15 protein-coding genes are annotated in these 21,920 nt (G+C 71.1%); 8 read left to right on the top strand and 7 right to left on the bottom strand.

Annotated features, from left to right (window positions below):
- Positions 1-604: 604 nt before the first annotated feature.
- On the bottom strand, positions 605-3,556 hold the full coding sequence (locus ACQPZW_RS40505) for a carbohydrate binding domain-containing protein (protein ID WP_433791340.1): 2,952 nt from the start codon (positions 3,554-3,556) through the stop codon (positions 605-607).
- A gap of 231 nt (positions 3,557-3,787) precedes the next feature.
- Positions 3,788-4,450 carry a TetR/AcrR family transcriptional regulator gene (locus tag ACQPZW_RS40500; RefSeq protein WP_433791339.1) on the bottom strand — a complete coding sequence of 221 codons (663 nt, stop codon included), beginning with the start codon at positions 4,448-4,450 and terminating at the stop codon, positions 3,788-3,790.
- 77 nt (positions 4,451-4,527) lie between these two features.
- Here ACQPZW_RS40500 and ACQPZW_RS40495 point away from each other — a divergent pair, with 77 nt between their 5' ends.
- A complete protein-coding gene (locus ACQPZW_RS40495) occupies positions 4,528-5,982 on the top strand; it encodes an MFS transporter (RefSeq protein ID WP_433791338.1) in 1,455 nt (484 codons plus the stop codon).
- Here ACQPZW_RS40495 and pnuC read toward each other — a convergent pair.
- Entirely contained in the window at positions 5,889-6,596 is a 708-nt protein-coding gene (gene pnuC / locus ACQPZW_RS40490; protein WP_433791337.1) for a nicotinamide riboside transporter PnuC, read from the bottom strand. The two genes, ACQPZW_RS40495 and pnuC, sit on opposite strands and share 94 nt — an antisense overlap.
- Positions 6,597-6,611: 15 nt before the next feature.
- On the opposite strand from pnuC, the gene ACQPZW_RS40485 reads away from it, so the two are divergent.
- The 4 genes from ACQPZW_RS40485 (at position 6,612) to ACQPZW_RS40470 (ending at position 14,891) form a co-directional block, all read left to right on the top strand.
- The gene (locus ACQPZW_RS40485) at positions 6,612-7,505 is read left to right on the top strand and encodes a magnesium transporter CorA family protein (RefSeq protein ID WP_433791336.1); all 894 of its coding nucleotides are present in this window, start codon (positions 6,612-6,614) and stop codon (positions 7,503-7,505) included.
- Positions 7,506-7,588: 83 nt separating this feature from the next.
- On the top strand, positions 7,589-10,594 hold the full coding sequence (locus tag ACQPZW_RS40480; RefSeq protein ID WP_433791335.1) for an FtsX-like permease family protein: 3,006 nt from the start codon (positions 7,589-7,591) through the stop codon (positions 10,592-10,594).
- On the top strand, positions 10,591-13,587 hold the full coding sequence (locus ACQPZW_RS40475) for an FtsX-like permease family protein (protein ID WP_433791334.1): 2,997 nt from the start codon (positions 10,591-10,593) through the stop codon (positions 13,585-13,587). The genes ACQPZW_RS40480 and ACQPZW_RS40475 overlap by 4 nt, the downstream gene beginning before the upstream one ends.
- Positions 13,588-14,237: 650 nt before the next feature.
- Positions 14,238-14,891 carry an ABC transporter ATP-binding protein gene (locus ACQPZW_RS40470; RefSeq protein ID WP_433791333.1) on the top strand — a complete coding sequence of 218 codons (654 nt, stop codon included), beginning with the start codon at positions 14,238-14,240 and terminating at the stop codon, positions 14,889-14,891.
- A gap of 125 nt (positions 14,892-15,016) precedes the next feature.
- Here ACQPZW_RS40470 and ACQPZW_RS40465 read toward each other — a convergent pair whose 3' ends face one another.
- Positions 15,017-15,856, bottom strand: coding sequence for an ABC transporter ATP-binding protein (locus ACQPZW_RS40465; protein WP_433791332.1), 840 nt, complete (start codon positions 15,854-15,856; stop codon positions 15,017-15,019).
- Between the two features lie 66 nt (positions 15,857-15,922).
- Between ACQPZW_RS40465 and ACQPZW_RS40460 the strand changes: the two genes are divergently transcribed.
- Positions 15,923-16,861 carry a ribose-phosphate diphosphokinase gene (locus ACQPZW_RS40460; RefSeq protein WP_433791331.1) on the top strand — a complete coding sequence of 313 codons (939 nt, stop codon included), beginning with the start codon at positions 15,923-15,925 and terminating at the stop codon, positions 16,859-16,861.
- 66 nt (positions 16,862-16,927) lie between these two features.
- On the top strand, positions 16,928-18,949 hold the full coding sequence (locus tag ACQPZW_RS40455; RefSeq protein WP_433791330.1) for a hybrid sensor histidine kinase/response regulator: 2,022 nt from the start codon (positions 16,928-16,930) through the stop codon (positions 18,947-18,949).
- Positions 18,950-18,991: 42 nt separating this feature from the next.
- Here ACQPZW_RS40455 and ACQPZW_RS40450 read toward each other — a convergent pair whose 3' ends face one another.
- Positions 18,992-19,264, bottom strand: a complete 273-nt coding sequence (locus tag ACQPZW_RS40450) for a PLD nuclease N-terminal domain-containing protein (protein ID WP_433791329.1) — start codon at positions 19,262-19,264, stop codon at positions 18,992-18,994.
- A gap of 177 nt (positions 19,265-19,441) precedes the next feature.
- Positions 19,442-20,215 (bottom strand): SGNH/GDSL hydrolase family protein, encoded by a 774-nt coding sequence (locus ACQPZW_RS40445; protein WP_433791328.1) that lies wholly within the window; start codon positions 20,213-20,215, stop codon positions 19,442-19,444.
- 252 nt (positions 20,216-20,467) lie between these two features.
- On the opposite strand from ACQPZW_RS40445, the gene ACQPZW_RS40440 reads away from it, so the two are divergent.
- Positions 20,468-20,842: a hypothetical protein gene (locus ACQPZW_RS40440; protein ID WP_433791327.1), complete on the top strand. Its 375-nt coding sequence runs from the start codon at positions 20,468-20,470 to the stop codon at positions 20,840-20,842.
- A 19-nt stretch (positions 20,843-20,861) separates the two neighbouring features.
- Here the strand turns inward: ACQPZW_RS40440 and ACQPZW_RS40435 are convergent, their stop codons facing one another.
- Positions 20,862-21,881, bottom strand: a complete 1,020-nt coding sequence (locus tag ACQPZW_RS40435; RefSeq protein ID WP_433791326.1) for a LacI family DNA-binding transcriptional regulator — start codon at positions 21,879-21,881, stop codon at positions 20,862-20,864.
- Positions 21,882-21,920 lie beyond the last annotated feature (39 nt).

The following is a 21,920-nucleotide window of genomic DNA, read 5'->3' as shown; positions in this document are numbered from 1 at the left end:
CGCGACCCGTCGTAGAGCCTCGCTTCGTATCTCGTATCGATCGGACCCGCGGGGGCTTGACTCCGCATCGGGTGCGCCCTGGGCACGATCAAGGCGGATGAGGTATCGCCGATGACGGCGACGCAGACGTCCGGTCACCACCGGACGTCCATGAGATGGGGAGGGACCTCGACCCAGAATCCGCGGAAGGTCTCCAGCCGCGGCCCGGGGAATGGAAGCTCACCGGGCGTCGCGTGGGTCTGGCCGCGGCCAGGGGGATGAAGTTCATCAGGCGTCGAGTGGGCTGGCCGCGGCGCGGGGGATGGCAGCTCATCGCGCGCCGAGTGGCCCGCCGCGGCGCGGGAGGGGCGGGAGCTCATCGCGCGCCGAGTGGGCCCGCCGCGGCGCGGGAGGGGCGGGAGCTCATCGCGCGCCGAGTGGGCCCGCCGCGGCGCGGGAGGGGCGGGAGCTCGTGGCGCGTCGAGTGGGTTTGGCCGGGTGCGAGAGGGACGGCAGCTCATCGCGCGCCGAGTGGGTTTTGGCCGGGGTGTGCGGGAGAGGCCGGAACTCGCCGCGCCGACCGGGTGAGGACCCGGCCGGCGCGGTGAGTGGGGATGCGGGGTGGCTACTTGAGATAGGTGGTGGCGGATCCGATCCTGCCCGGCGCCGGGGTGGCGCTCGTCGAGAGGACGTAGACGCGCAGGTTGCCCTTGGCGTTCAGGTCGATGGTCAGCGAACCCCCGGTCACGGTCTTGGTGTCGCCGGTGACCGCGTCGACGTAGGTGCCGTTCGGGATGCCGCTGAAGGTGGCGCCGTTCGAGACCGCGATCAGCGCGAAGCTGTCCACCCCGTTGGCGGTGTAGCGGCGCTTGTAGGCCATGTTGCCGGTGACGCCTTCGGTGGAGTACTGGCCCATCTGCAGGGCGGGCACCGCCCGGCGGATCTGGTTGAGCCGCTGCAGGTGCTTGACCAGCGGCTGCGACAGCGTCGTGGCGACCTGGCCACTGGCCGAGCTGATCACACCGTAGTCGGCGGCGGTGACGCTGCCGGCGATCTGGTTGCCGTAGTAGGCACGGCCGGTGGTGGCGAGCGGGCAGGTCGGGCCGCAGTCGATCTGCTTGCCGGCCTGGAACTCGATCTCCGAGCCGTAGTACAGCGTCGGGATGCCGCGGAACGTCCACATGAGCGTCATGTTCTCGGCCCACGCGTCGGTGCCGCCGGTGTAGCGGACCGAGGACTTGTTGGGCCCGTAGTCGTGCGAGTCGACGTAGACGACGTTGTACGTGGCGTCGTTGACCGAGTCGTCGGAGTCCTTGCCGTTCCAGTACGCGTTGTTGGCATCACCGAAGTTCATGTGCATGCGCATGTCGATGATGTTCATGCCGGAGAACTTCGAGTGGTCCGGCGCGTGATAGTTGTTGCCCGACAGGAACGCGTTGGTACTGGTCGGCTGGCTGCCCGTACCCAGATTGTTCTCGTAATTGAACTGTTCGATCGCCGCCGTGACGTCGTCGGACGAGTAGGCCGACCGTTCCTTCCAGGTGAAGAACTGGGCGGAGTGGTTGACCGAGCCACGGTTCCACTTGTCGTTCACGAACGCCGCGACCTCACCGAAGATGTAGAAGTCCTTGGCCTTGGTGGCGCCGTACTTCTGGGTGAGGATCTCCTGGAAGGCCGGCAGGAAGCGGCGGTTCCAGGTGACGCGGGGGATGTGCACGGCGGTGTCGATGCGGAAGCCGTCCACGCCCATGTCGATGTACTTCTTGTAGGCCCCGATCAGGTAGTCCTGGACGACGGCGTTCTCGGTGTTGAAGTCGGCGAGGTCCTCGTGCAGCCAGCACGACCGCGCGTCCTCGCCCTCCCAGTTGCCGATCCAGCATTGGTGGAAGAGCGTGGACGGGAACATCTTGTTCGTCGGCTGCGGCCACTGGCAGTTGTAGAGCGCGAAGCCTTCGGGGCTCTTGCCGCCGGTCGCCACCCCGTAGTTGGGGCAGGTGTTGCCGGACGGCGCGGTGCTGCTCCACAGGTCGCCGTTGTAGGGGCGGCCCTTGGCGAGCGCGTTCTGTGCCGCGGTCATCGTGGAGTCGTTGCCCTGGTGCTCTTCGAGCGGGTTGTACGTCTTGCCGGCGACCTTCTCGCTGTAGTACCACTTCCAGTCATTGTTCCGCGCGCCGTACACGGTCGGGGTGTAAAGGCCGTTGGCGCCCCACCGCGAGCTGTGGTTGAGGACGATGTCCTGGTAGATCTTGAGGCCCTTGGCGTGGGCCGCGTCGATCAGCTGCTGATAGGACGCCCCGTTCGACTCCAGCCGCGGGTCGACCTCGTAGAAGTCGTAGCCGTGGTAGCCGTGGAAGTCGTAGTCGGAGCGGTTCAGCACGACCGGCGTGATCCAGATGGCGGAGAAGCCGAGCCCTTTGATGTAGTCGAGCTTGTCGACGAGGCCCTTGAAGTCGCCGCGGAACATCGTGTCGTCGTTCGCCGCGTTGCCGGACTTGGTGTGCTGGCTGCCGCCGCGGTTGTTGGTGGTGTCGCCGTCGTTGAACCGCGCGGTGAGGATGAAGTAGATGCTGTCCTTGCGCGGGTCGCCGCCGAGCATCTCGCCGCCGGCCGGCGCCGGGCCGGCCGCGCCGGTGGTGACGGTCTTCGATGCCGCGGTGGAGAGGTTGCCGGCCGCGTCGAGCGCCTGCACCTGGTAGGTGTAGGACGTGTTCGCGCTCAGGCCACGGTCGGTGTATCCGGTGGTCGAGCTGCTCAGCACGGTGCCGCCGCGGGTGATCCGGTAGCCGACCACGCCGACGTCGTCGGTGGAAGCGGTCCAGCCGAGGGTGACCGTGGTGCCGGCCGCGGTGGCGGTCAGCCCGGTCGGGGCGGCCGGCGACGTGGTGTCGGCCGGGGCGGTCACGCACGGGCTGGTGGCGCCGGCGGTGACGACGCCACCGTTGACGGTGATCGTCCCGGTGCCCAGCGAGTAGTTCCTGCTCGCGTTGTTGTCCCAGGTCCCGGAGCCGTTGTTGAAGGTGGCGGCCCACGTGGTGGCGGTGCCGAGGCTGACGGTCCTACGGACCCAGCCGGTGCACGCCTCCTCGTTCATCACCACGCCGGGCGCGGTCGTCCAGGATCCACCGGTCGGTGCGTAGTGCAGGTACGTCGTGGTCCAGGCGGTCCTGTAGTAGACGGTCGCCGAGTTGGCCGCGGTGGTGCCGCACGGGGCTGCCGAGCCGACCGCGCCACCGGAGATCGTGACGGTGCCCGTACCCGCGCTGTAGTTGGCTCCTGAGTTGTTGTCCCAGGTGCCGGAGCCGTTGTTGAAGACGACCTGCATGCCGGTGGCGCTGCCGAGGTCGAGGTCCTTCTTGTACCAGCCGGAACACCCGGTGTAGGCGCTCATCGCGAGGCCGGGCGCGGTCGTCCAGGTGCCGCCGGTCGGCGCGTAGTGGATGTTCACCGTTGACCAGGACGAGGGCGCCTGGTAATAGACGGTCACCGTGGTCGCCGCGTGCGCGGCGGGCAGTTCGGTCAGGAGCAGCAGGGGTACGGCGCAGAGCGCGGCCAGCACTCTGCGGAGTATTCGGGACACGGGGGCCTCCAACCACCTCGGGGGGACGGGCGGTGTCACGGGGAAACGCGGGCTCAACGAGTTGGTAATCCCGCGTTCACGTGACGTGGAAGTTAGCAACTTCTTTCAATTTCTGGAAGTGTCTGCTGTCGGCTTGCAAAAAGATGCACTGAGATGTCTCGATGTGTCTGAGACGGGCAGCGCGAAGGGGCGTGCCGCGTCGTGCCGGCACGCCCCTTCAGAGAAGTCGGTCTATCGCTTGGCTGCGGCCATCGCCTCGACGCCGGCGATCAGCAGGTCGACGGCGAACGTGTAGTAGCGGTCCGTGTCGGGCTCGTCGCGATAGGACTCGGCGAGCCGGATCATCATCGGGAAGCGGTGGGCGGGCATGCTCTCGAGCTGCACCCGCCTCTGGCGCCGCCACTCCGGCTCCTGGTCGGCGGGGATGCCCGGCGGGCACCCCGGCTGGCCGCTTACGGCGCCCATGCAACCGTTCAAGAGGTACGTAGCCACCCAATACCCCTCCTCGACGGTGAACCCGGCGTCGCCCAGCAGTGCGAGTGTGTCGTTCGTCGCCCGGTTGAAGCTCTCCGTCCGCGTCTTGTCCACCGCGTGCAGAAGGAGCGGGAGTGACGGATGTGCACGCATCACCCCGACCACCGTCTCGATGACTCTACGTAGCCGCTTTTGCCAGGAGGCGTCCGTGTCGGCGTCGGCCCGCACGTCGGCGAGCAGATGATCGATCATGCCGAGGAGCAGCTCCTCCTTGTTCTTGAAATGCCAGTAGAGCGCCATCGGGGTGACGCCCAGCTCCTTGGCGAGGCGACGGACCGTCACTGCCTCCAGCCCCTCCTCGTCGGCGAGGCGGAGCGCGCGGTCGGCCACGGCGGCCTTGGTCAGTCGATCACCGGTCACTTGACAACTATACGACGTACGGGTCTCATGTACGAGGTACATGTACACCGTACAAGTACGTCGTACAGGGGGATCTGATGGAGAAGAACCGACGGTGGTGGGCGCTGGTCGCGGTAGCGCTCGGCACCTTCATGACGTACCTCGACAACAACGTCGTCAACGTGGCGCTGCCGTCGATCCAGCGGGACCTGGGCCTGAGCATCTCCGGCCTCGAGTGGATCACCAGCGCGTACATCCTGGTCTTCGCCGGGCTCCTGCTCGCCGGTGGCCGCGTCGCGGACGTCCTCGGCAACCGGCTCGCGTTCGTCGCCGGACTGGTGATCTTCACGGTCGCCTCGGTCGCCGCCGGGCTCGCTGACGGTCAGGGCCTGCTGATCGGGGCACGTGCGGTCCAGGGTGTCGGCGCGGCGCTGCTCGCCCCGGCGTCACTGGCGCTACTGCAGGAGCTGTTCCCGAACCCGAAGGAGCGGGCCACCGCCATCGGCGTCTGGGGCGGGGTGGGCGCGCTCGCTCTCGCGGTCGGGCCGTTCACCGGCGGCGTGCTCAGCGAACACGTCTCGTGGGGCTGGATCTTCCTGATCAACCTGCCGATCGGCGTCGCCACGCTCGTCCTGACACTGGTCAGCGTGCCCCGCCGGCCGGTCCGGGACGGGTGGTCGCTGCGACGGCTCGACCCGGCCGGGCTCGCCTCCTCCTCACTGGGGCTGTTCGCTCTCACGTACGCCCTCATCGAGGGGGCCGCGGAGGGCTGGACCTCGCCGCTCATCCTGGGTTCATTCGCGGTCGCGGCCGTAGCGGCCGTGGTGTTCGTGCTGCTGCAGAACCGCAACGCCGACGCCATGATGGACCTGCGTTTCTTCCGGTCCCGGATGTTCTCCGGCGGTCTGCTGGCGATGGGCCTGTGGGCCTTCGGCGTCTTCGGCATCTACTTCTACATGGCCATCTACCTGCAGAACATCCTCGGTTTCTCGCCGACCGAGGCGGGCGCCGCCTTCATCCCGATGGCGATCATCACGGCCGCCGGCGCCGTTCTCGCGCCGCGCCTGGAGATCCGATTCGGAGTGGCTCGGGTGACCGCTTTCGGTCTCGCCGTGATGGCCGCGGCGATCGCCGGGATCGCCGGGTACGGCGAGGGCACCACCTACGGCGACCTGCTGCCCTGGTTCCTGCTCTACGGCGTCGGCGGCGGCCTGCTGATCCCGCTGAACACCGTGGTGGTCGACGCGCTGCCGCCGGAGCGGGCCGGCATCGCCTCCGGCATGCTCAACGTCTCCCGCGAGGTGTTCGGCCTGCTCGGTGTCACCGTCCTCGGCGCGATCCTGAGCAACCGGACCGAGGCCGCCGGCGGCGACTTCCTGGCCGGCTACCAGTTCTCGCTGGTGGTGGCCGCGGTACTGGTGGCGGCCGGGGTGCCGGTCAGCCTGTGGATGCTGCGCCGTCAGGCCGCGGCCGGAGCCGGAGCGGGTGACGACGAGACCGCCCGGGAGATCCGCAGCCAGACCACGAAGCCCCAGATGACGAAGAGCGCGTAGACCGCGTAGAGGATCGCCGACGGGTAGTAGCCGAAGTGCAGCAGCTCCGGCACGCCGACCAGATCCACGGCGATCCAGCAGAGCCAGAACTCGACCCAGCCCCGCGCCATCGCGTAGGTGGCCAGCATCGATCCCACGAAGATCCACGAGTCCGCGAGGTAGTACCACCACGGGACCGGGAAGCCGGCCCCGACCTCGCGGAACACGACGAAACAGACGCCCACCGCGACCAGGGCGAGCGGGATGAAGACCAGGCGCTGCCGTGGGCTCGCCCAGTGCGGGACCACGGCCGTGCCGTGGTCCCGCCGGCGGTTGCGCTGCCAGGCCCACCAGCCGTACACACTGGTGACCAGGAAGAACACCTGCCGGGCGGCTTGGCCGTAGAGCGGGGTGCCCTGGTCGTTGCCGAGCGCCTGACCGAGGAAGACCGTGAAGAGGAGCACGTTGCCGACGATCCCGACCGGCCAGGCCCACGCGTTGCGGCGCAACCCGAACAGCGCCGAGCCGAGGCCGAACGCGTTGCCGACGATCTCCCGCCAGTAGATGGCCTGACCGTCGGTCACCTGCCACTTGGCGTCGTAGAAGGCGGTCAGCAACTGATCGATCCAGGTCACGGCTTATCCTAGGCCGTGACCTCCCGTCTTTACGTCGACGACCCGGGCGCGGTGCTCTGGTATGACCTCGACGATCCGTCCGACGACGAGTTGAGGGAGCTCGCGAGCCGCTTCGACCTGCACCCGCTGGCTGTCGAGGACGCCCTCCAGGAGCACGAACGGCCCAAACTGGACCGGTACGAGAACCACCTGTTCCTCAACGTCTACGCCGTCGCGTTCGACGACGAGCCGCGCAAGACCGAGATCAGCGCCTTCATCACCCCGCAGGTCCTGATCACCGTGCACCGGGCGCCGTTCGACATGCAGCCCGTGCTGGACCGGTGGGCCGACGGCGAGCGCCCGCCCGGCGGCGTCGACTTCCTGGTGTACGCGCTGCTCGACCTCGTGGTCGACACCCAGTACCGGATCGCCCAGCGGATCGACGAGGCGATGGACTCCGTCGAGGACCGGATGCTCGGCGACGGCCCGGCGCCCCGTGACGTGCGGCGACGTGGCTTCACCCTGCGCCGGCACCTGGCCGCCCTGCGCCGGGCGGTGGCCCCGATGACCGAGGTGACCCACTCCTTCGCCGGTTCCTTCGCGCGGGATGACCATCTCGCTCCCTACTACCGCGATGTCGAGGACCATGCCCGGCACGCCCTGGACCTGATCGAGCACTCCCGGATCCGGATCACCGAACTGCTCGACGACGATCTGGCCGAGCAGAGCAACGAGCTCAACGTGGTCACCCGCAAGCTGGCGGCGTGGGCGGCGATCATCGCGATTCCCACCGCTCTGACGGGATATTTCGGACAGAACCTTCCCTATCCCGGATTCGAGAAGTGGTGGGGCTTCGTCCTGAGCACGGTGCTCATCGTGTTCTCGGCAACCGGGCTGTATCTCTACCTCAAGCGCCGCGGCTGGTTGTGAACCGGTTAAGGCCCGTCTGTCCACAGGGGCCCCCGAGCGGCCCCCTGATCGCGTAACGTCCCCGGCAACCGGGGGAGGGGTGAATGTTCGCGCTCGTCTTCGGCGCGGTGCGGACCCGAGCCGCACAGGTGCTGACGATTCTGGTGCTGACCGCGCTCGCGGCCGCCGTCGCCGCGGCCGGCCCGTGGTATGGGTTCGCCGCCGTCGGCGAGGCGGCCGACGCCTATCTCGACGCGGCGCCGCCGAGCCAGCGCACGGTCGCGGTGACCAGCCGCGTCGACACCCGGGGCGACCCGGTCGGCGCTCTGCGGCAGTTCGCCGACCAGGTCCGCGCCGGTCTGCCCGCCGGGGCCGGGGACGGGATCACCGGGCTCTCCGCGTCGATCAGCCTGCAGACCGGCCCGGCCGGCACCAACATCGACCTGGCCTTCCGGGACGAGTTCTGTGACCGGGTCCGGATCGACGGCGCCTGCCCGGCAGCCGCTCGCGAGGTGACCCTCAGCCACGACACCGCCCGGCGGTTCGGCGTCTCCACCGGCGACGAGCTCACCGTCCTCACCCCGTCCTCGCCCGAGCCGCTGACACTGCGGGTGGTCGGCCTCTACGCCCGATCCGATCCGACCGGCACCTACTGGTCCAGCCGCCTGTTCCGGCCCCTGACCGGACCGGATCCGATGTTCACGGTGGCGGCCACCTTCGAGCACTCGCACCTGCGGAGCCCGACCGTGGCGTACGACGTGGTGCTCTCCCAGGCTCTTCTGCGCGGTGACGGCGGCTTCGACCTCGGCGCCGCGCTCGCCGCGTCCGACCGTCTGCTCGGCCAGTCCCAGCTGCGGCTCAACAGCCAGGCCACCCCGCTGCACCAGGCGATCGTCCGCGACCGCGACACCATCCTCAACGGCATCTCGGCCTCCGGCGCCCAACTGCTCGTCCTCACCTGGTTCGCTCTCGGCCTGGCCGGGTGGTACACGCTGCGTGACCGGCGAGCCGACGCGGCCCTGCTGAAACTGCGCGGGGTGAGCCGGTTCGGGCGCCTGCGGCTGGCCCTCGGGCAGCACCTCGTCCCGATGGTCGCCGGCGCGCTGATCGGCGCCCCCCTCGGATATCTGGTGGCCTGGGCGCTGGCCGGGCCGGTGCCGGTCCCGCTGGACCGGCGAACCGCCCTGATCTGGAGCGCGCTCGCGGTCGCCGCGGTGCTGGCCGGTGGCCTCGCGGTCCTGGCCGCCGTCGAGGCCACCGTGCTCGGCCGATCCGTCTCCGCGCTGCTGCAGCGGGCCGCCTCCCGGCGCGGCGCCTGGCAGCCCGCGCTCGTCGACGTGGTCCTGCTCGCGGTCTCCGCCGCAGCCCTCTACCAGGTCCGTTCGGCCGGGGCCGGCGACGGCCTGGGCCGTGCCGCCCTGGCGCTGGTGGCGCTCGCCGTGGGCCTGATCGCCGCCCGCCTGCTCAACCGGGCCGCCGACCGGGGCGGCGCCGCGGCCCTGCGAGCCGGGCGGCTACGGGCCGGCTTGACCGCCGTGCGGATCTCCCGGTCACCCGGCTCCGACCGGCTTTTCGTGCTGGTCGTCGTCGCCGTCGCGCTGTTCGTCACGGCGGCCGGCGGCTGGTCCGCCGAAAGCGCCGGCCGGACCGTGCGCAGTGACGCCGAGCTCGGTGCGAGCCGGGTGCTGAGCGTGAGCGCCACCAACCGGACCGTCCTGCTCAACGCCGTTCGCGGTGCCGACCCGGACGGCCGTGAGGCGATGGCCGTGGTGCGTAACCGGACCGACACCGGCCAGATCATCGAGGTGGACACCTCCCGGCTCGCCGCGGTCGCCGCCTGGCGCTCCGAGTACGGCTCGGTCACCGCCCTGCCGGACGCCGTCGCCGCCACCGCGCTCACCCCGTTGCCACTGGTCACCGGCGACCGGCTGACCGCCACCGTCCGGCGCGACGGCGACGCTGCCGTGGCGCTCACCCTCCGCCTGCAGCACGAGGGGACCGGGCAGCCGGTGACCGTCGCCTTCGGCGCACTGCGCGCCGGCGACCAGACCGTCACCGTGCCGGTGAAGGGCTGTACCTCGGCGCCCGGCTGCCGGCTCGTCCGCTGGGAGCTGACCGGCCCACCCACCGCGGACGGGCGGACGCGTCCGGCACGGGCCGGGGCCGCGGTCGTCCTGCGCCGGCTCGACCAGGGCGCCGCCGTGCTCGACGGATCCGCGCTCGGCGACATCACCCGCTGGCGGGTCGGCACCGTGGGCGCCGCCATCGATCTGGTCGCGGCCGACGGGACGCTCCGGCTGGCCGCCGACGACAACGCCACCCAGGTGGACCGGGTGGGCACCGAGGCGTGGGCGTCCGACCGCCTGCTGCCGCTGCCCGCGCTACTGGCCGGCCCCGTGCCGGACCGATGGCAGGACGACGAGGCGCTCCTCGTGGGGTATGGGGAGCTCGCCCCGGTGCAGGTCGTCCGGAATGTGACCGCCCTGCCCGCGGTCGGCGCCTCCGGCCTGGTCCTCGACCTGGACAGCACCCGTCGCCTGGCCGCCGACAACGACCCCGGAGGACAGTTCCAGGTGTGGCTCGCGCCCGATGCCCGGCCCGGCATCGTCGAGGCCCTCACCGCGGCCGGCTTGACCGTGACCGACGACACCGACGTGGCCGGCCACGCCGCCCGCCTCGGCGCCCAGGGCCCGGCCGTCCTGGTCCGCTTCGAGCTGCTCGCCGGTGTCGCGGCGCTGCTGCTCGCGGCTGTCGCCGTCGCGGTCACCGCCACCGTGGATCGTCGCGCGCTGGCCGAGCAACTGGCCGCGCTGCGCCTGCAAGGACTGCCCCGCCGAGTCACCGTCAGCATCGGCTGGGCGGGCACCGCGTCCCTGATCCTGGCCGGCCTGACCGGCGGGGTGCTGGCAGCGCTGCTCGCCGTCGACGTGACCGACCGGACGGTCCCGCCCTTCACCGACGGCTGGGCCGTGCTGCCGCCGCCCGGCCCGCTCGAGCCGGTGGCGACGGCGCTGGCCGTGGCCACGGCTCTGGCGGTCCTCGGCGTGACCGGCCGGATCGCCCTGCAACCGCTGATGAGAAGCCTGCGTGACCGGGAGGCCGGCCGATGATCTCCCTGGTCCTGGCGATGGTGTGGAACAGGCGGGGCCAGGCCGTCACCCTGGCCCTGCTGGCGATGCTCGCGGTCGCCTCGGCGGTCGCCGCGCCGGCCTACCTGATCGCGGCCGAGCGGGCCGTCGCCGAGGGCCAGATCGCGACCGCGCCGAACAGCGAGCTCACCCTGGCGGCCCGCCACACCTCCGACAGCCTCCAGGAGCCGTCACGCAATGCCGGGATCAAGTTCCCCGACGTCGGCCGGGTGCTGCTGCTCGGGCTGAGCGGGTTCACCTTCTACCACTCCGCCGAGGTGCCCACGATCGGGCTCGCGCCGTCCAACGACTTCCCCACCCGGTTCGTCTTCCGTCAGGACCTCTGCGCCCACGTGCAACTGACCGCCGGGCGCTGCCTGACCGGCGAGGGGGACGTGCTGGTCGGTGAGAAGACGGCCCGGATGCGCGAGCTGACCCCCGGCGACACGATCACGCTGACCGCGGCCCGGATGAACGGCCTGGTCCGCCCGCCCGTCTGGGATCCCGACGGCGCGCCCAAGAGACTGACCGTGGCCGGGGTCTACCGGGCCACCGACCCCACCGACGCCTACTGGGGTCTGCACGGCTACTTCGTCTCGGGCGACGGCATCGGCACGGGCGAACCGGTCTTCACCACCGCCGGCACCCTCGACACGATGCAGCGGACCACCACGAGCATGGCGATCGACGGCATCGCCCAGCCCGGCACCCTCGACGTCGACCGGCTCGGCCAGCTCCGCGCCGACATGGCCCGGCTCGACGCCACCGCCTCCGAGCTGGAGGAGTCGCTGCAGTTCGACAGCGGGATCCCCCGCCTGCTCGACCGGATCGACGAGGGCCGGGTCGCCGCCCGAGACCTCGTCCCGGTGCTGGCCGTGCCGCTCGTCCTGCTCGCCTGCTTCACCATCTACCTGACCGTCGGCTACGGCGCGGAGGGCCGGCAGAGCGAGCTCGCCGTCGTGGCACTCCGCGGCGCCCGCTGGTGGACCCGCTGGTGGCTGGCCACAGGGGAGAGCCTGGTCGCCGTGCTGGCCGGGGCCGTCGCCGGCTGCCTGGCCGGGCAACTGCTGGTCAACGCCGTGGCCGCGGCCCTCTTCCCCGGCGTCGGGACGGCACCGGCTCTCACCTCGCTACGGTATGCGCCACTGGCCGCGGCGGCCGCTCTCGTCGCCGCCGTGGCAGCCCAGCGACGACAGTTGATCAGCCCGGTCAGCCGGCTGCTACGGCGTACCCCACCCGCCGACCGTCGCCGCCTGGCCGCGGCCGAGGCCATCGTCGCGGTCCTCGCCATCGCCGCCGGTGTTCAGTATTTCCTCTCCGCCGAGCCGCTCACCGGGGTCGGCCTGTTCGCTCCCGCGCTGATCGTGCTGGCCCTCGGGCTGCTCACGGCCCGGCTGCTGCTGCCACTGGTCAACCGGTATGCCGTCCGCGCCCTGCACCGCGGGCGGCTCGGCGTCGCGCTGGCCGGCCTCCAGCTGTCCCGCCGCCCCGGCGCGGGCCGGCTGTTCGCCCTGCTGGCCGCCTCCGTCGCGGTCGCCGGCTACGCCGCCTGCACGGTCGACACCGCCGCCCGCGGCCGCGACGTCGAGGCGTCGCTCGGCACCGGTGCCGAGCGGGTCCTCGTCGTCCAGTCCGTCACCCGGCAGGACCTGCTCACCAAGGTCCGCCTCATCGACCCGGACGGGCGGTTCGCGATGGCCGCCGTCCGCCTCCCCGGCAGCTCCACCAGCCCGCCCGGCCTCGCCGTGGACACCCGGGCGCTGGCCGCGGTCCCCGCCTGGGCGGCCGGTGGCCCCGACCGGGACGGACTCGGGCGGCTGCTCCACCCGGACGAGCCGCCACCACCCGTCCTCTTCGCCGACGAGGACATCGCGGTCGAGATCACCGCCACCACCACCGGAGTCATGCAGCTGGGGATCTCCGTCTCGGCGATGGACGGCCCCGGCGTCGAGGTGGTCGAGCTCGGCGACCTCAAGAACGGGACACACACCTACCGGCAGACCGTGGCGATCTGCGAGAACGGGTGCCGGCTCAACGGCGTCCGGGTCGCCGGGACCGGCAGCACCGCCCAGGTCACCGGCGAGATGGTGATCCGCGGCATGCGGACCACGTCGCCCGCCCCGCTCGCCGACCCCGGCCGCTGGCGGTCCAGCCAGTCCGCACGCCTGTCCGCGGCGCCCGACGGTCTCCGGGCCGACCTCACCGTCACCGGGGCGATCGCCGACACCGCCTGGATCCAGCCGGTCGCCACGCCCTACCCGCTGCCGATCGCGTACTCCGGAAAGCCACCCGCCGCCGGGACGATCATCGACTCCGGCGCCACCACCATCCCGATCACCGCCGCCGTCGCCCTGCCGGCCGTACCCGCCCTCGGCCGTACCGGGGTGATGATCGACCTCGAATACAGCGACCTCATCTCGGTCACCCCGAAACTCGTGCCGCAACCCGAGGTCTGGCTCAACGCCGACGCGCCCGCCGACATCATCGACCGCCTCGACGAGCAGGGCCTCCAGGTCGTCTCCGAGACGTCCGCCGCCCAGGTCAAGGCCGGACTCGACCGTCAGGGGGCGGCCGTCGCTCTCTGGTTCCACCTGCTCGCCGCGGTTCTCGCCGGGCTCCTCGGCGCCGGGGCGCTCGCCCTCACCGTCGCCGTCGACCGTGCCCGCCGCACCGAAGACCTCGCCGCACTGCGCATCCAGGGACTCCGGCCCGGCCCGGCCGGATCGGCGACCCTCTGGACGTACCCGGTGCTGGTCGTCATCGCGACCACCGTCGGGCTGCTGGTCGCGGCCGTGACGTGGCGACTCACCGGGTGGGCGCTGCCGCTGGCCGGGCTCACCCCACCCGACCTGCCGCTGCCCACGTGGCCCCGGCCCACGGCACTGCTGGCGGCGGCCGGGGCGGTCCTCGCCGTCCAGTTCCTGGTCGCGATCCTCAGTGGCCGCGACCTCCGCCGCCGGATCGAGTCCCGGTGACCCCGATCCCGCCGCCCTCCCCGGCCGGCGTCGTGCGGTCCTCGCCGGCCGTTGTCGTGCGGCATCCTTCGCTCGGCGTGGTGCGGGCTTCTGCGGTCCCGGTAGTGCGGCTTTCTTCGGTCGGCAGGGTGCGGGATTCGTCGGCCGGTGTGGTGCGGGCTTCTGCGGTGCGTGTTGTGCGGCTTCCTTTGGCCGGCGTCGTGCGGGCTTCTGCGGTCCCGGTTGCGCGGCCTTCTTCGGCCGGCAGGGTGCGGTCTTCGTCGGCCGGTGTGGTGTGGGCTTCTGCGGTGCGTGTTGCGCGGCTTTCTCCGGCCGGCGTCGGGCGGGCATTTCCGGTCTGCGTCGTGCGGATCGAATGCTGCCGTCGTCGAGGTCCGCGCGTTGGGCATCGAGGTTCACGCGACGTCCATCCGACATGGTGGAGTTTGCGAAGACGGGTGTATCTCGGACATTTCGGTGGCACGGGGCTGCGGCGCGGATGCGGCGGGGCGGTGACGCTGCGGCGCGGTCAGGTGTGGGTGCGGTCCGGTGCGGGTGCGGTCAGGTGTGGAGGCGGCAGCGTGGGTTCGACCGGCGCTGCGGTGCCGCTGGGATGCGGCGGTTCAGGCGATTCGTGTGAATGGGTGGGCTGAGATGGGGAGGAGACGACGATGGGGACGCTGACGGTCGAGGGGGCCGCGTTCGGGTATGGCGACGGCGACCCCGTGCTGTCCGGGGTGACCGTGACCGCCCGGCCCGGTGAGGTGCTCGCGGTCACCGGCACGTCGGGGGCGGGCAAGACGACGCTGCTCAACGCCATGGCGGGTCTCCTGTCGCCTCGCGCCGGCACGGTGACGGTCGACGGGGCGGCGCTGACCGGCCGGGATCACGCCGTATCGCTCAATGTGGTGCTGATCCCGCAGGACAACGGCCTCGCGGCGATCCTGACCGCCGCTGAGAACGTGTCGGTGGCGGTGATCGCTACCGGCGGCACGCCCGCTGACGCCCGGCGGCGCACTGCGGATTCGCTGGAGGCGCTCGGCCTCTCCGGCCAGGCGAACCAGTTGATCGACGAACTGTCCGGAGGCCAGCAGCAACGCACCGCCCTGGCCCGGGGCCTCGCCCTGAAGGGTGACATCGTGCTCGCCGACGAGGTGACCAGCGAGCTCGACGCCGCCAACCGGCAGAGGGTGCTCGATCTGCTGCGCGCCGAGGCGGAGCGGGGTGCGACCGTCGTCTTCGCCACCCACGACCCGGAGGCGGCCGCCGCCTGCGATCGCGAGATCCACCTCGCCGACGGCGCCGCGACCTGGCCCCGCCCCTGACCCGCCCGGCGACGACGGCGTGAGGGTGCGGTCGGTGCGAACCCTCACCTACACGATGGGAAGTACGGCACCACGTTTGCGGAGGTGGTGGGACGGTGCTCCGGGCGTACCTCTGAAGGGTGGTTTCAAGGGGTCTCGTGCCCGGAGGGCACCAGGGTCACCTCGCCGTCGATGTGCGCGACCGTGAACAGGGTGCCCGGCGGGTAGGAGCCCAGCACCTCCGGTGGTAGCTGGACCGTCCCGTCGCCGGCGACCACCGCGAAGTCCTGGCCGTCGCGGCCTTCGGCGCCGACCCGGCCGTCGCGGATGGTGACCGCCCGGCCAAGGCGGGCGCCGACCTCGTTGTCGTGGGTGACGACGACGATGGTGGTCTGGCGTTCGGTGTTGACCGTCTCGAGGGCGTCCAGGACCTCGTCGCGGCCGGCGGTGTCGAGGCGGCTGGTCGGCTCGTCGACCAGGAGCAGGCCGGGGCCGGTGGCGATGCCGACGGCGAGGGCGGCGCGCTGACGGCCGCCGGGGGTGAGGTCGGCGAGCCGGCGGCGGCCCTGACCGGGGAGTCCGACCAGGTCGAGGATGCGGTCGGGGTCGTCGAGCTCGATGCCGCGGGTGTGCGCGGCCCGGCGTTGGGCGAGCCAGATGTTGCGGTGCAGCGTGGCGTACGGCAGCAGGTTGCGGGCGGCGCCCTGCAGGACGACGCCGATCTCGGTGCCGCGCAGCCGGGAGATCTCGCCGTCGGAGAGTTTGCCCATGTCGTAGGTGCCGATGTTGATGCGGCCGGCGGACGGGCGCATCAGACCGGAGAGCAGGGCGATCAATGTGGACTTGCCGGAGCCGGACGGGCCGACGAGGGCGAGGGTCTCACCGGGGGCGATGGACAGGTCGACACCGGCAAGCGCGACCACGTCACCGGCCTCGGCCCGATAGATGTGGACGACACGACGGCAGGCGACGGCGAGCCCATTCATGGTTGCAAAGTAGCCGAGGCCGGACCGCCGTTTCGACCCCGTCAGGGGGCCTCTTATCCTCGGGCCGTGCGCGACATCGCCGTTTTCACCGGATCCGCCCATCCTGATCTTGCAAAGGAGATCTGCGAGCACCTCGGTGTACAGCTTCTCCCGACCCGGATCGACCGCTTCGCCAACGACTGCATCGAGGTCCAGCTGCAGGGAAACTGCCGGGAACGTGACGTCTTCCTGATCCAGCCGCTGGTCCCGCCGACCCAGGAGCATCTCGCCGAACTGCTGTTCATGCTGGACGCGGCGCGGGGTGCGTCGGCGGCCCGGATCACCGTGGTGCTGCCGCACTACGCGTACGCCCGCAGTGACAAGAAGGACGCCCCGCGTATCTCGATCGGGGGACGTCTGGTCGCCGATCTGCTGACCACCGCCGGTGCCGACCGGGTGCTGGCCATGACCCTGCACTCGCCGCAGGTGCACGGCTTCTTCAGCATCCCGGTGGACCATCTGCACGCGCTGCGCGAACTGGCCCACCACTTCCAGGGCTACGACCTGAGTAACACGGTGGTGGTCTCGCCGGACCTGGGCAACGCCAAGGAGGCCGCGGCGTTCGCCCGGATGCTGGGGATCGAGGTGGCGGCCGGGGCTAAACAGCGGTTCGCCGACGACAAGGTGGTGATCAGCTCGGTGATCGGTGAGGTCGCCGACCGGGACGTGATCGTGCTGGACGACGAGATCGCCAAGGGCAGCACCGTGTTCGAGCTGCTGGCCCGTCTGCGGGAGCGCAATGTGCGCAGTGTCCGCGTCGCCTGCACGCACGGCCTGCTCACCAACGACGCGGTGCAGCGTCTCTCCGCGGAGAAGGAGATCGAGGAGATCGTCTGCACCAACACGGTGCCGATCCCGAAGCACAAGGCGACCGACAAGCTGACCGTCATCTCGATCGCTCCGGCGCTGGCCGAGGCCATTCGGCGGATACACAACGGCGAGTCGGTCAGCGCCCTCTTCAGTTAGCCCTTAATTACGCCGAATCGCCCGCACACCGCGAGGCAAACGCGAATCATGATGCTCATGGGTGTCATGGCTTCCCCCCTCCGGTACGCGCTGGCCGACCTCGCCCTCGCACTCAGCCGAGCGGCTTCGGATCCAGCCGATCTGCGGTCGACGGCCGCCCGGGCCGCCGCCGACATGGTCGGTGACGGCGCGGGCGTGCAACTGCTCCGTGAAGACGGGCACTACGAGGAGATCTCCTACCACCATCTCGACAACGAACGTTCGGCTCCGCTGGCCCGGGACCTGTCTCGGGTCGGCCAGACCCCGGACGACGAGTTCTCGACCACCCTGGCGGCGAGCCGTCGCCCGGTCGTGCTGGCCGGTGACTCGGCGTCCGCTCTGGCCGCTCCCGAGCTGGGCGTGAGCGCGGCAGTGTTGTGCCCGGTGATCGTCGACAACACGTACGCCGGCTATCTGATCCTGACCCGGCACACGCCGGACGCCCTCTACTCCACCCAGGAGGTGGAGCTGGCCCGGGACATCGCCGGGGAGCTGTCGCTGGCGCTGGGCTCGTCCCGTGCCCTGGAGCGGCTGCGCAACGCCGAGGAACGGTACCGCCGGGTGCTGGAGACGATCCCGGAGGGCGTGCTGCAACTGGACCCGCACGGGGTCGCCACCTACGCGAACGAGCCGATCGGTGTGGTCCTCGGCATGCCGAGAGCCGAGCTGATCGGGGTGTCGCTGCGCGGCTTCCTCGACAACGTGGGCCAGAAGGAGCTGGACCGGCGCATCAACGAGTGCCGGACCGGCCGGTCGACGGTCGGGGCGACCCGGCTGATGCGCGCCGACGGGTCACGCCGGAGCGTACGGGTCAGCATGATGCCGGTCCAGGACGAGAGCCACGAGTTCGCCGGCGTGCTCTGCATGATCACCGACACCACCGACCACATCGACGCGCGCGGGCTGAAGCGGCAGCTCGACCACCTGCGCCGGCTGGACAGCCTGGGCCATCTGATCGGCGGCCTGTCGCACGACTTCAACAACCTGATGACCGTGGTGGCCGGGTCGGCGGACATGATCCTCGGCACCGCCGACGAGGAGTCGCCGCACCACCAGCTCGCGAAGGACATCCTGGACGCGGTCGGCGCCGGGCGTACCCTCACCCACCAGCTGCTGGCGTTCGGCCGTAGCGAGGGGCACCGGCCCGAGGTGATCCCGATCCCGGACCTGCTCACCGACGTGCAGGCGCTGTTCAGCCGGACCCTGGGTGAACGGATCGGCCTGGATCTGGCGTTCGGCCCGGACGTGTGGCCGGTGAAAGCCGAGCGCGGCCCGCTCGAGCAGGCTCTGGTCAATCTGGCGGCGAACGCCCGGGACGCGATGCTGCACGGCGGCATGGTCCGGGTGACCGCCACCAACGAGACCGTGGAGCCGGGTCAGCTGGCCGAGGGCGCGCCGACCGGCAGGCTGGTGCATCTGGTGGTCACCGACACCGGCACCGGCATGGCCGACGAGGTACGCAAGCGGGCGCTGGAGCCGTTCTTCACCACCCGTCCGACGGCGGCCGGCCTGGGCCTGGCGACGACCGCCGGGATCGTGCACAACCTGGGCGGGCACATCGAACTGGAGTCGCAGCCACGGATCGGCACGACCGTACACATCTATCTGCCGGCGGCCGAGCAGAGGCCCGGCACGTCGGGGGAGCGGCAGCAGAAGACCGCGGTGATCGGCCGGGTGCTGATCGTCGAGGACCAGCCGGACGTGGCGCAGCTGGTCCGGCGGCTGATCGAGCCGGCCGGGTACGAGATCGCGGTCGCCACCGACGCACTGATGGCCGTCACCCAGGTCGCGTCGGGCGCCCGTCCCGATCTGCTGATCACCGACGTGGTGATGCCGACGATGACGGGCCCGGAGCTGGCCGGGGCACTGCGCACCCATCAGCCGGACCTGCCGGTGCTCTACATGTCCGGGTACACGGCGGCGTCGCTCGGCCCGCAGCTGCACCTCGACGACAACAGCATGCTGCTGGAGAAGCCGTTCACCCGGTCGACGCTGCTGGGGGCGATCAGGTCGCTCTGCGGTCCGCAGCCGCCGGCGCCGCAGCGCTGAGACGGGAGCCTCGGCGGCGAGGCGACGACCGGGCGGTCCGGGTCATCGGTCGCGCAGTGACTCGGCGAGCCGGCGGAGGAACTCCGGGTCGTCGTCGGGGCCCGCCGGGATCCGGGCGACGTCGGCGGCCGGTGCGCCGCGACCCGCCCGGAACCAGGCGACCGGCCCGAAGATGGGGCACAGCAGGATCAGCACGGTCCAGGCCCCACGCGGGAACGCCTGCACACGTGACCGCTCGGTGAGCAGGCAGTCGATCAGGGCCACCACGGCGAGCGCGACGACGACGAGGAAGAGCAGCGTGTTCAGGCGGGCCATGACGACTACGGTGGCGGACCTGGGCGGCCGGCACCGGTCCGCCCACGGTGCCACTGGGTTGCTTCGAGCCGCCGACCCGGCCCGGGCCGACGGCCCGGGTGGGAGCGCCCGGTTCAGGGCGACCCGGCCCGGGCCCGCCGCCGGGGTGGTGGCGGCGGGATCGGACCGGGTCGTGGATCAGGCTGCCGAGCCGGTCAGGGCGGGAAGGTATCCGCTGGTGTAGCCGGTGCCGTTCGGGTGGTAGGAGTTCTGCGGCGGGATGATGGTGAGTCCGTTGATCCACGTCCGGGACGAGCAGACCCCATGGCCGGTGAACTCGTCACGGACGTCGGACCAGACGAACCCGGCCGCCTCGGCCCGCTGCTTGACCATCTCGTTGAGCACCCGGGCGCCGTCGTTGATCGACCGGCGCTTGGCGGTGCTCATCTCGCACAGCGGCGAGGAGGTGTCGAAGATCAGCGGGTACCCGAGGACCACCACCCGGGCGTCGGGGGCCTTCGCCCGGATGGCGGCGTAGGTGGCGTCCAGTTTGCCGGGGAGCGTGTTCGCGACGTACGCCCTGCCCTGCTCGACTTTTTTGGCGCAGGCCGAGTCGCTCGAGGTCAGGCAGGTGACGATGGTCGGTGCGAACCCGGCGTCGTTGCCGCCGATGGTGATGCTGACCAGGTCGGCCCCGGCCTTCATCGCCGGTATCTGGCTGCCGCGGACGTCGTCGGTGGTGGCGCCGCTGCAGGCGAGGAACTGGAAGGACGCGGGACTGTTGGCCGCGGCCCATTTCGGGGCGTAGCTGTTGTTGCTGCGCAGGCAGGTGCCGGACTGGCCGGACGCGCCGACGCCGGAGGAGTACGAGTCGCCGAGGGCGATGTAGTCGATGCTGCTCGCCGCCTGGGCGGGTGCGGCGAGGACGAGGCTCAGGACGGACGAAGTGACGAGAACACTGGCGATTCTCATCGATGGCCTCCGATGCTCCACGTGGGGATCCGGGGACCGAAGCGCTTCGGTTACCGCACAGTAGGCCGGGTGGGCGAGAAAAGGAATCCGGTGAAATTCCTGTTAAGAAGTAGTAACATGCATCGATGTGACCTGGGGCTATCACGCAAGGTCATGTTTCGTGTACGCCATTGCGCCGCCCTGTCCGGAACCGGTCGGACGCATCAAGCGGATCTTCAGCATGCTTCCAGACAGGCGAGCTAGCGTCGGATCATGCAGGAGAGCCGGGCCCGCCGACTGGTCGAGACACTGCGGGCGCGCAACGTGTTCGCCCATCTGAAACTGCCGAGCGCCGGGCGGTCCGGTTATGCCGTCCGTGTCGTGCTGCCCGACGGCCGCGAGGCGCTCTGGGGCGACGACGGCAGCGCCGCCCTCAAGGCGCAGGTGATGCGCGACGGTGTGCTGGTCGGCTTCGTCGACTCGATCCCCGGCTCCGAGGACTTCACCGACGATCAGGCTGTCGAGGTCATCGCCACCGCCGATTACGATCGCCCGATCGGCCGCTCCGAGGCCCCGGCCGTCCATCGTCGGGTCCCGCCGCCTCCGGCGCCGTCGCTGACCCGGCGCTTCCGCGGCCTGCGCGGCTGACCGGCAGCACCCGGCCGGGTCAGGCCGAGTCGCGGATGATCAGGGGGGTGGGCAGAAGTTGCCCGCCGGGGTCGGGGTGCTCGCCGCGCAGCTGGCGCAGGATCAGCTGGGCCGCGCACGAGCCGATCTCCTTGGCCGGCTGGTGGACCGTGGTGAGCTGCGGCTGGCAGCGGACCGCCCACGTGCTGTCGTCGAAGCCGACGACGCCGACATCACCGGGAACGCTGCGGCCGGCCTCGCGGAGCGTCTCCAGTGCGCCGGCCGCGATGGCGTCGGAGGCGGCGAAGACGCCGTCCAGGGTCGGATCGCGCTCGAGCAGGTCACGCATGCCCTTGACGCCCGAGCCGTAGTCGTAGTGCGGCACGTCGGCGACCAGCTCCTCGTCGAAGAGGGGGCCGAGGGCGGCGCGGAAGCCGGCCAGGCGGTCGATGCCGGAGTCGCGGTCGAGGGCGGCGGCGATCATGCCGATCCGGCGGCGGCCGCTGGTGACCAGGTGATCGGTGATGGCGCGGGCCGACCCGACGTTGTCTATCCCGACGAAGGGGATGGTCTGATCGAGGTCGGGCGGGTGACCGACGAACGCGGCCGGCAGTGCCAGGTCGCTGATCACCCGGATGATCGGATCCTTCGTCCGGGCCGAGACGACGATGGCGCCGTCGACGAAACCGCCGCTCAGGTAGCGGGCGACCCGCTCGGTGTCGCGGGCCGACTCGACGACCAGGCTGACCATCTGGTGGTCGGCGAGCGACAGCGCGGCGTTGGCGCCCAGCATGATGGAGCCGATGTTGGGGTCGTCGAGGAAGAGCGAGTGCGGCTCCAGCGCGACGAAGGCGACCGCCTGCGACCTGCGCATCTTCAGAGCGCGGGCCGCATTGTTCGGCACATAGCCGAGGTCGCTCATCGCCGTCTCGATGGCGGCCCGTGCCTCGGCGGAGACGTATCCCCCGTTCAGCACGCGGCTCACGGTGCCCCGGGACATGCCGGCCGCGGCCGCGATGTCGTGCACCGTGGCGCGCTTCTGAGGCTGAGGCCGGGACATGAGGTCAACAGTAACCGCCGGGCTCTTGACCTCGTCGCA

Source organism: Actinoplanes sp. CA-252034, from assembly GCF_050956125.1.
GTDB lineage: Bacteria > Actinomycetota > Actinomycetes > Mycobacteriales > Micromonosporaceae > Actinoplanes.
This window is presented reverse-complemented; position numbering and strand designations above follow the sequence as displayed.

Excerpts from the sequence above, each read along its gene's own strand:
- ACQPZW_RS40445 (WP_433791328.1), bottom strand. The coding sequence starts at position 20,215 with ATGAGAATCGCCAGTGTTCTCGTCACTTCGTCCGTCCTGAGCCTCGTC.
- ACQPZW_RS40470 (WP_433791333.1), top strand. The coding sequence starts at position 14,238 with ATGGGGACGCTGACGGTCGAGGGGGCCGCGTTCGGGTATGGCGACGGC.
- ACQPZW_RS40480 (WP_433791335.1), top strand. The coding sequence starts at position 7,589 with ATGTTCGCGCTCGTCTTCGGCGCGGTGCGGACCCGAGCCGCACAGGTG.
- ACQPZW_RS40495 (WP_433791338.1), top strand. The coding sequence starts at position 4,528 with ATGGAGAAGAACCGACGGTGGTGGGCGCTGGTCGCGGTAGCGCTCGGC.
- ACQPZW_RS40455 (WP_433791330.1), top strand. The coding sequence starts at position 16,928 with ATGGCTTCCCCCCTCCGGTACGCGCTGGCCGACCTCGCCCTCGCACTC.
- ACQPZW_RS40435 (WP_433791326.1), bottom strand. The coding sequence starts at position 21,881 with ATGTCCCGGCCTCAGCCTCAGAAGCGCGCCACGGTGCACGACATCGCG.
- ACQPZW_RS40465 (WP_433791332.1), bottom strand. The coding sequence starts at position 15,856 with ATGAATGGGCTCGCCGTCGCCTGCCGTCGTGTCGTCCACATCTATCGG.
- ACQPZW_RS40440 (WP_433791327.1), top strand. The coding sequence starts at position 20,468 with ATGCAGGAGAGCCGGGCCCGCCGACTGGTCGAGACACTGCGGGCGCGC.
- ACQPZW_RS40450 (WP_433791329.1), bottom strand. The coding sequence starts at position 19,264 with ATGGCCCGCCTGAACACGCTGCTCTTCCTCGTCGTCGTCGCGCTCGCC.
- ACQPZW_RS40475 (WP_433791334.1), top strand. The coding sequence starts at position 10,591 with ATGATCTCCCTGGTCCTGGCGATGGTGTGGAACAGGCGGGGCCAGGCC.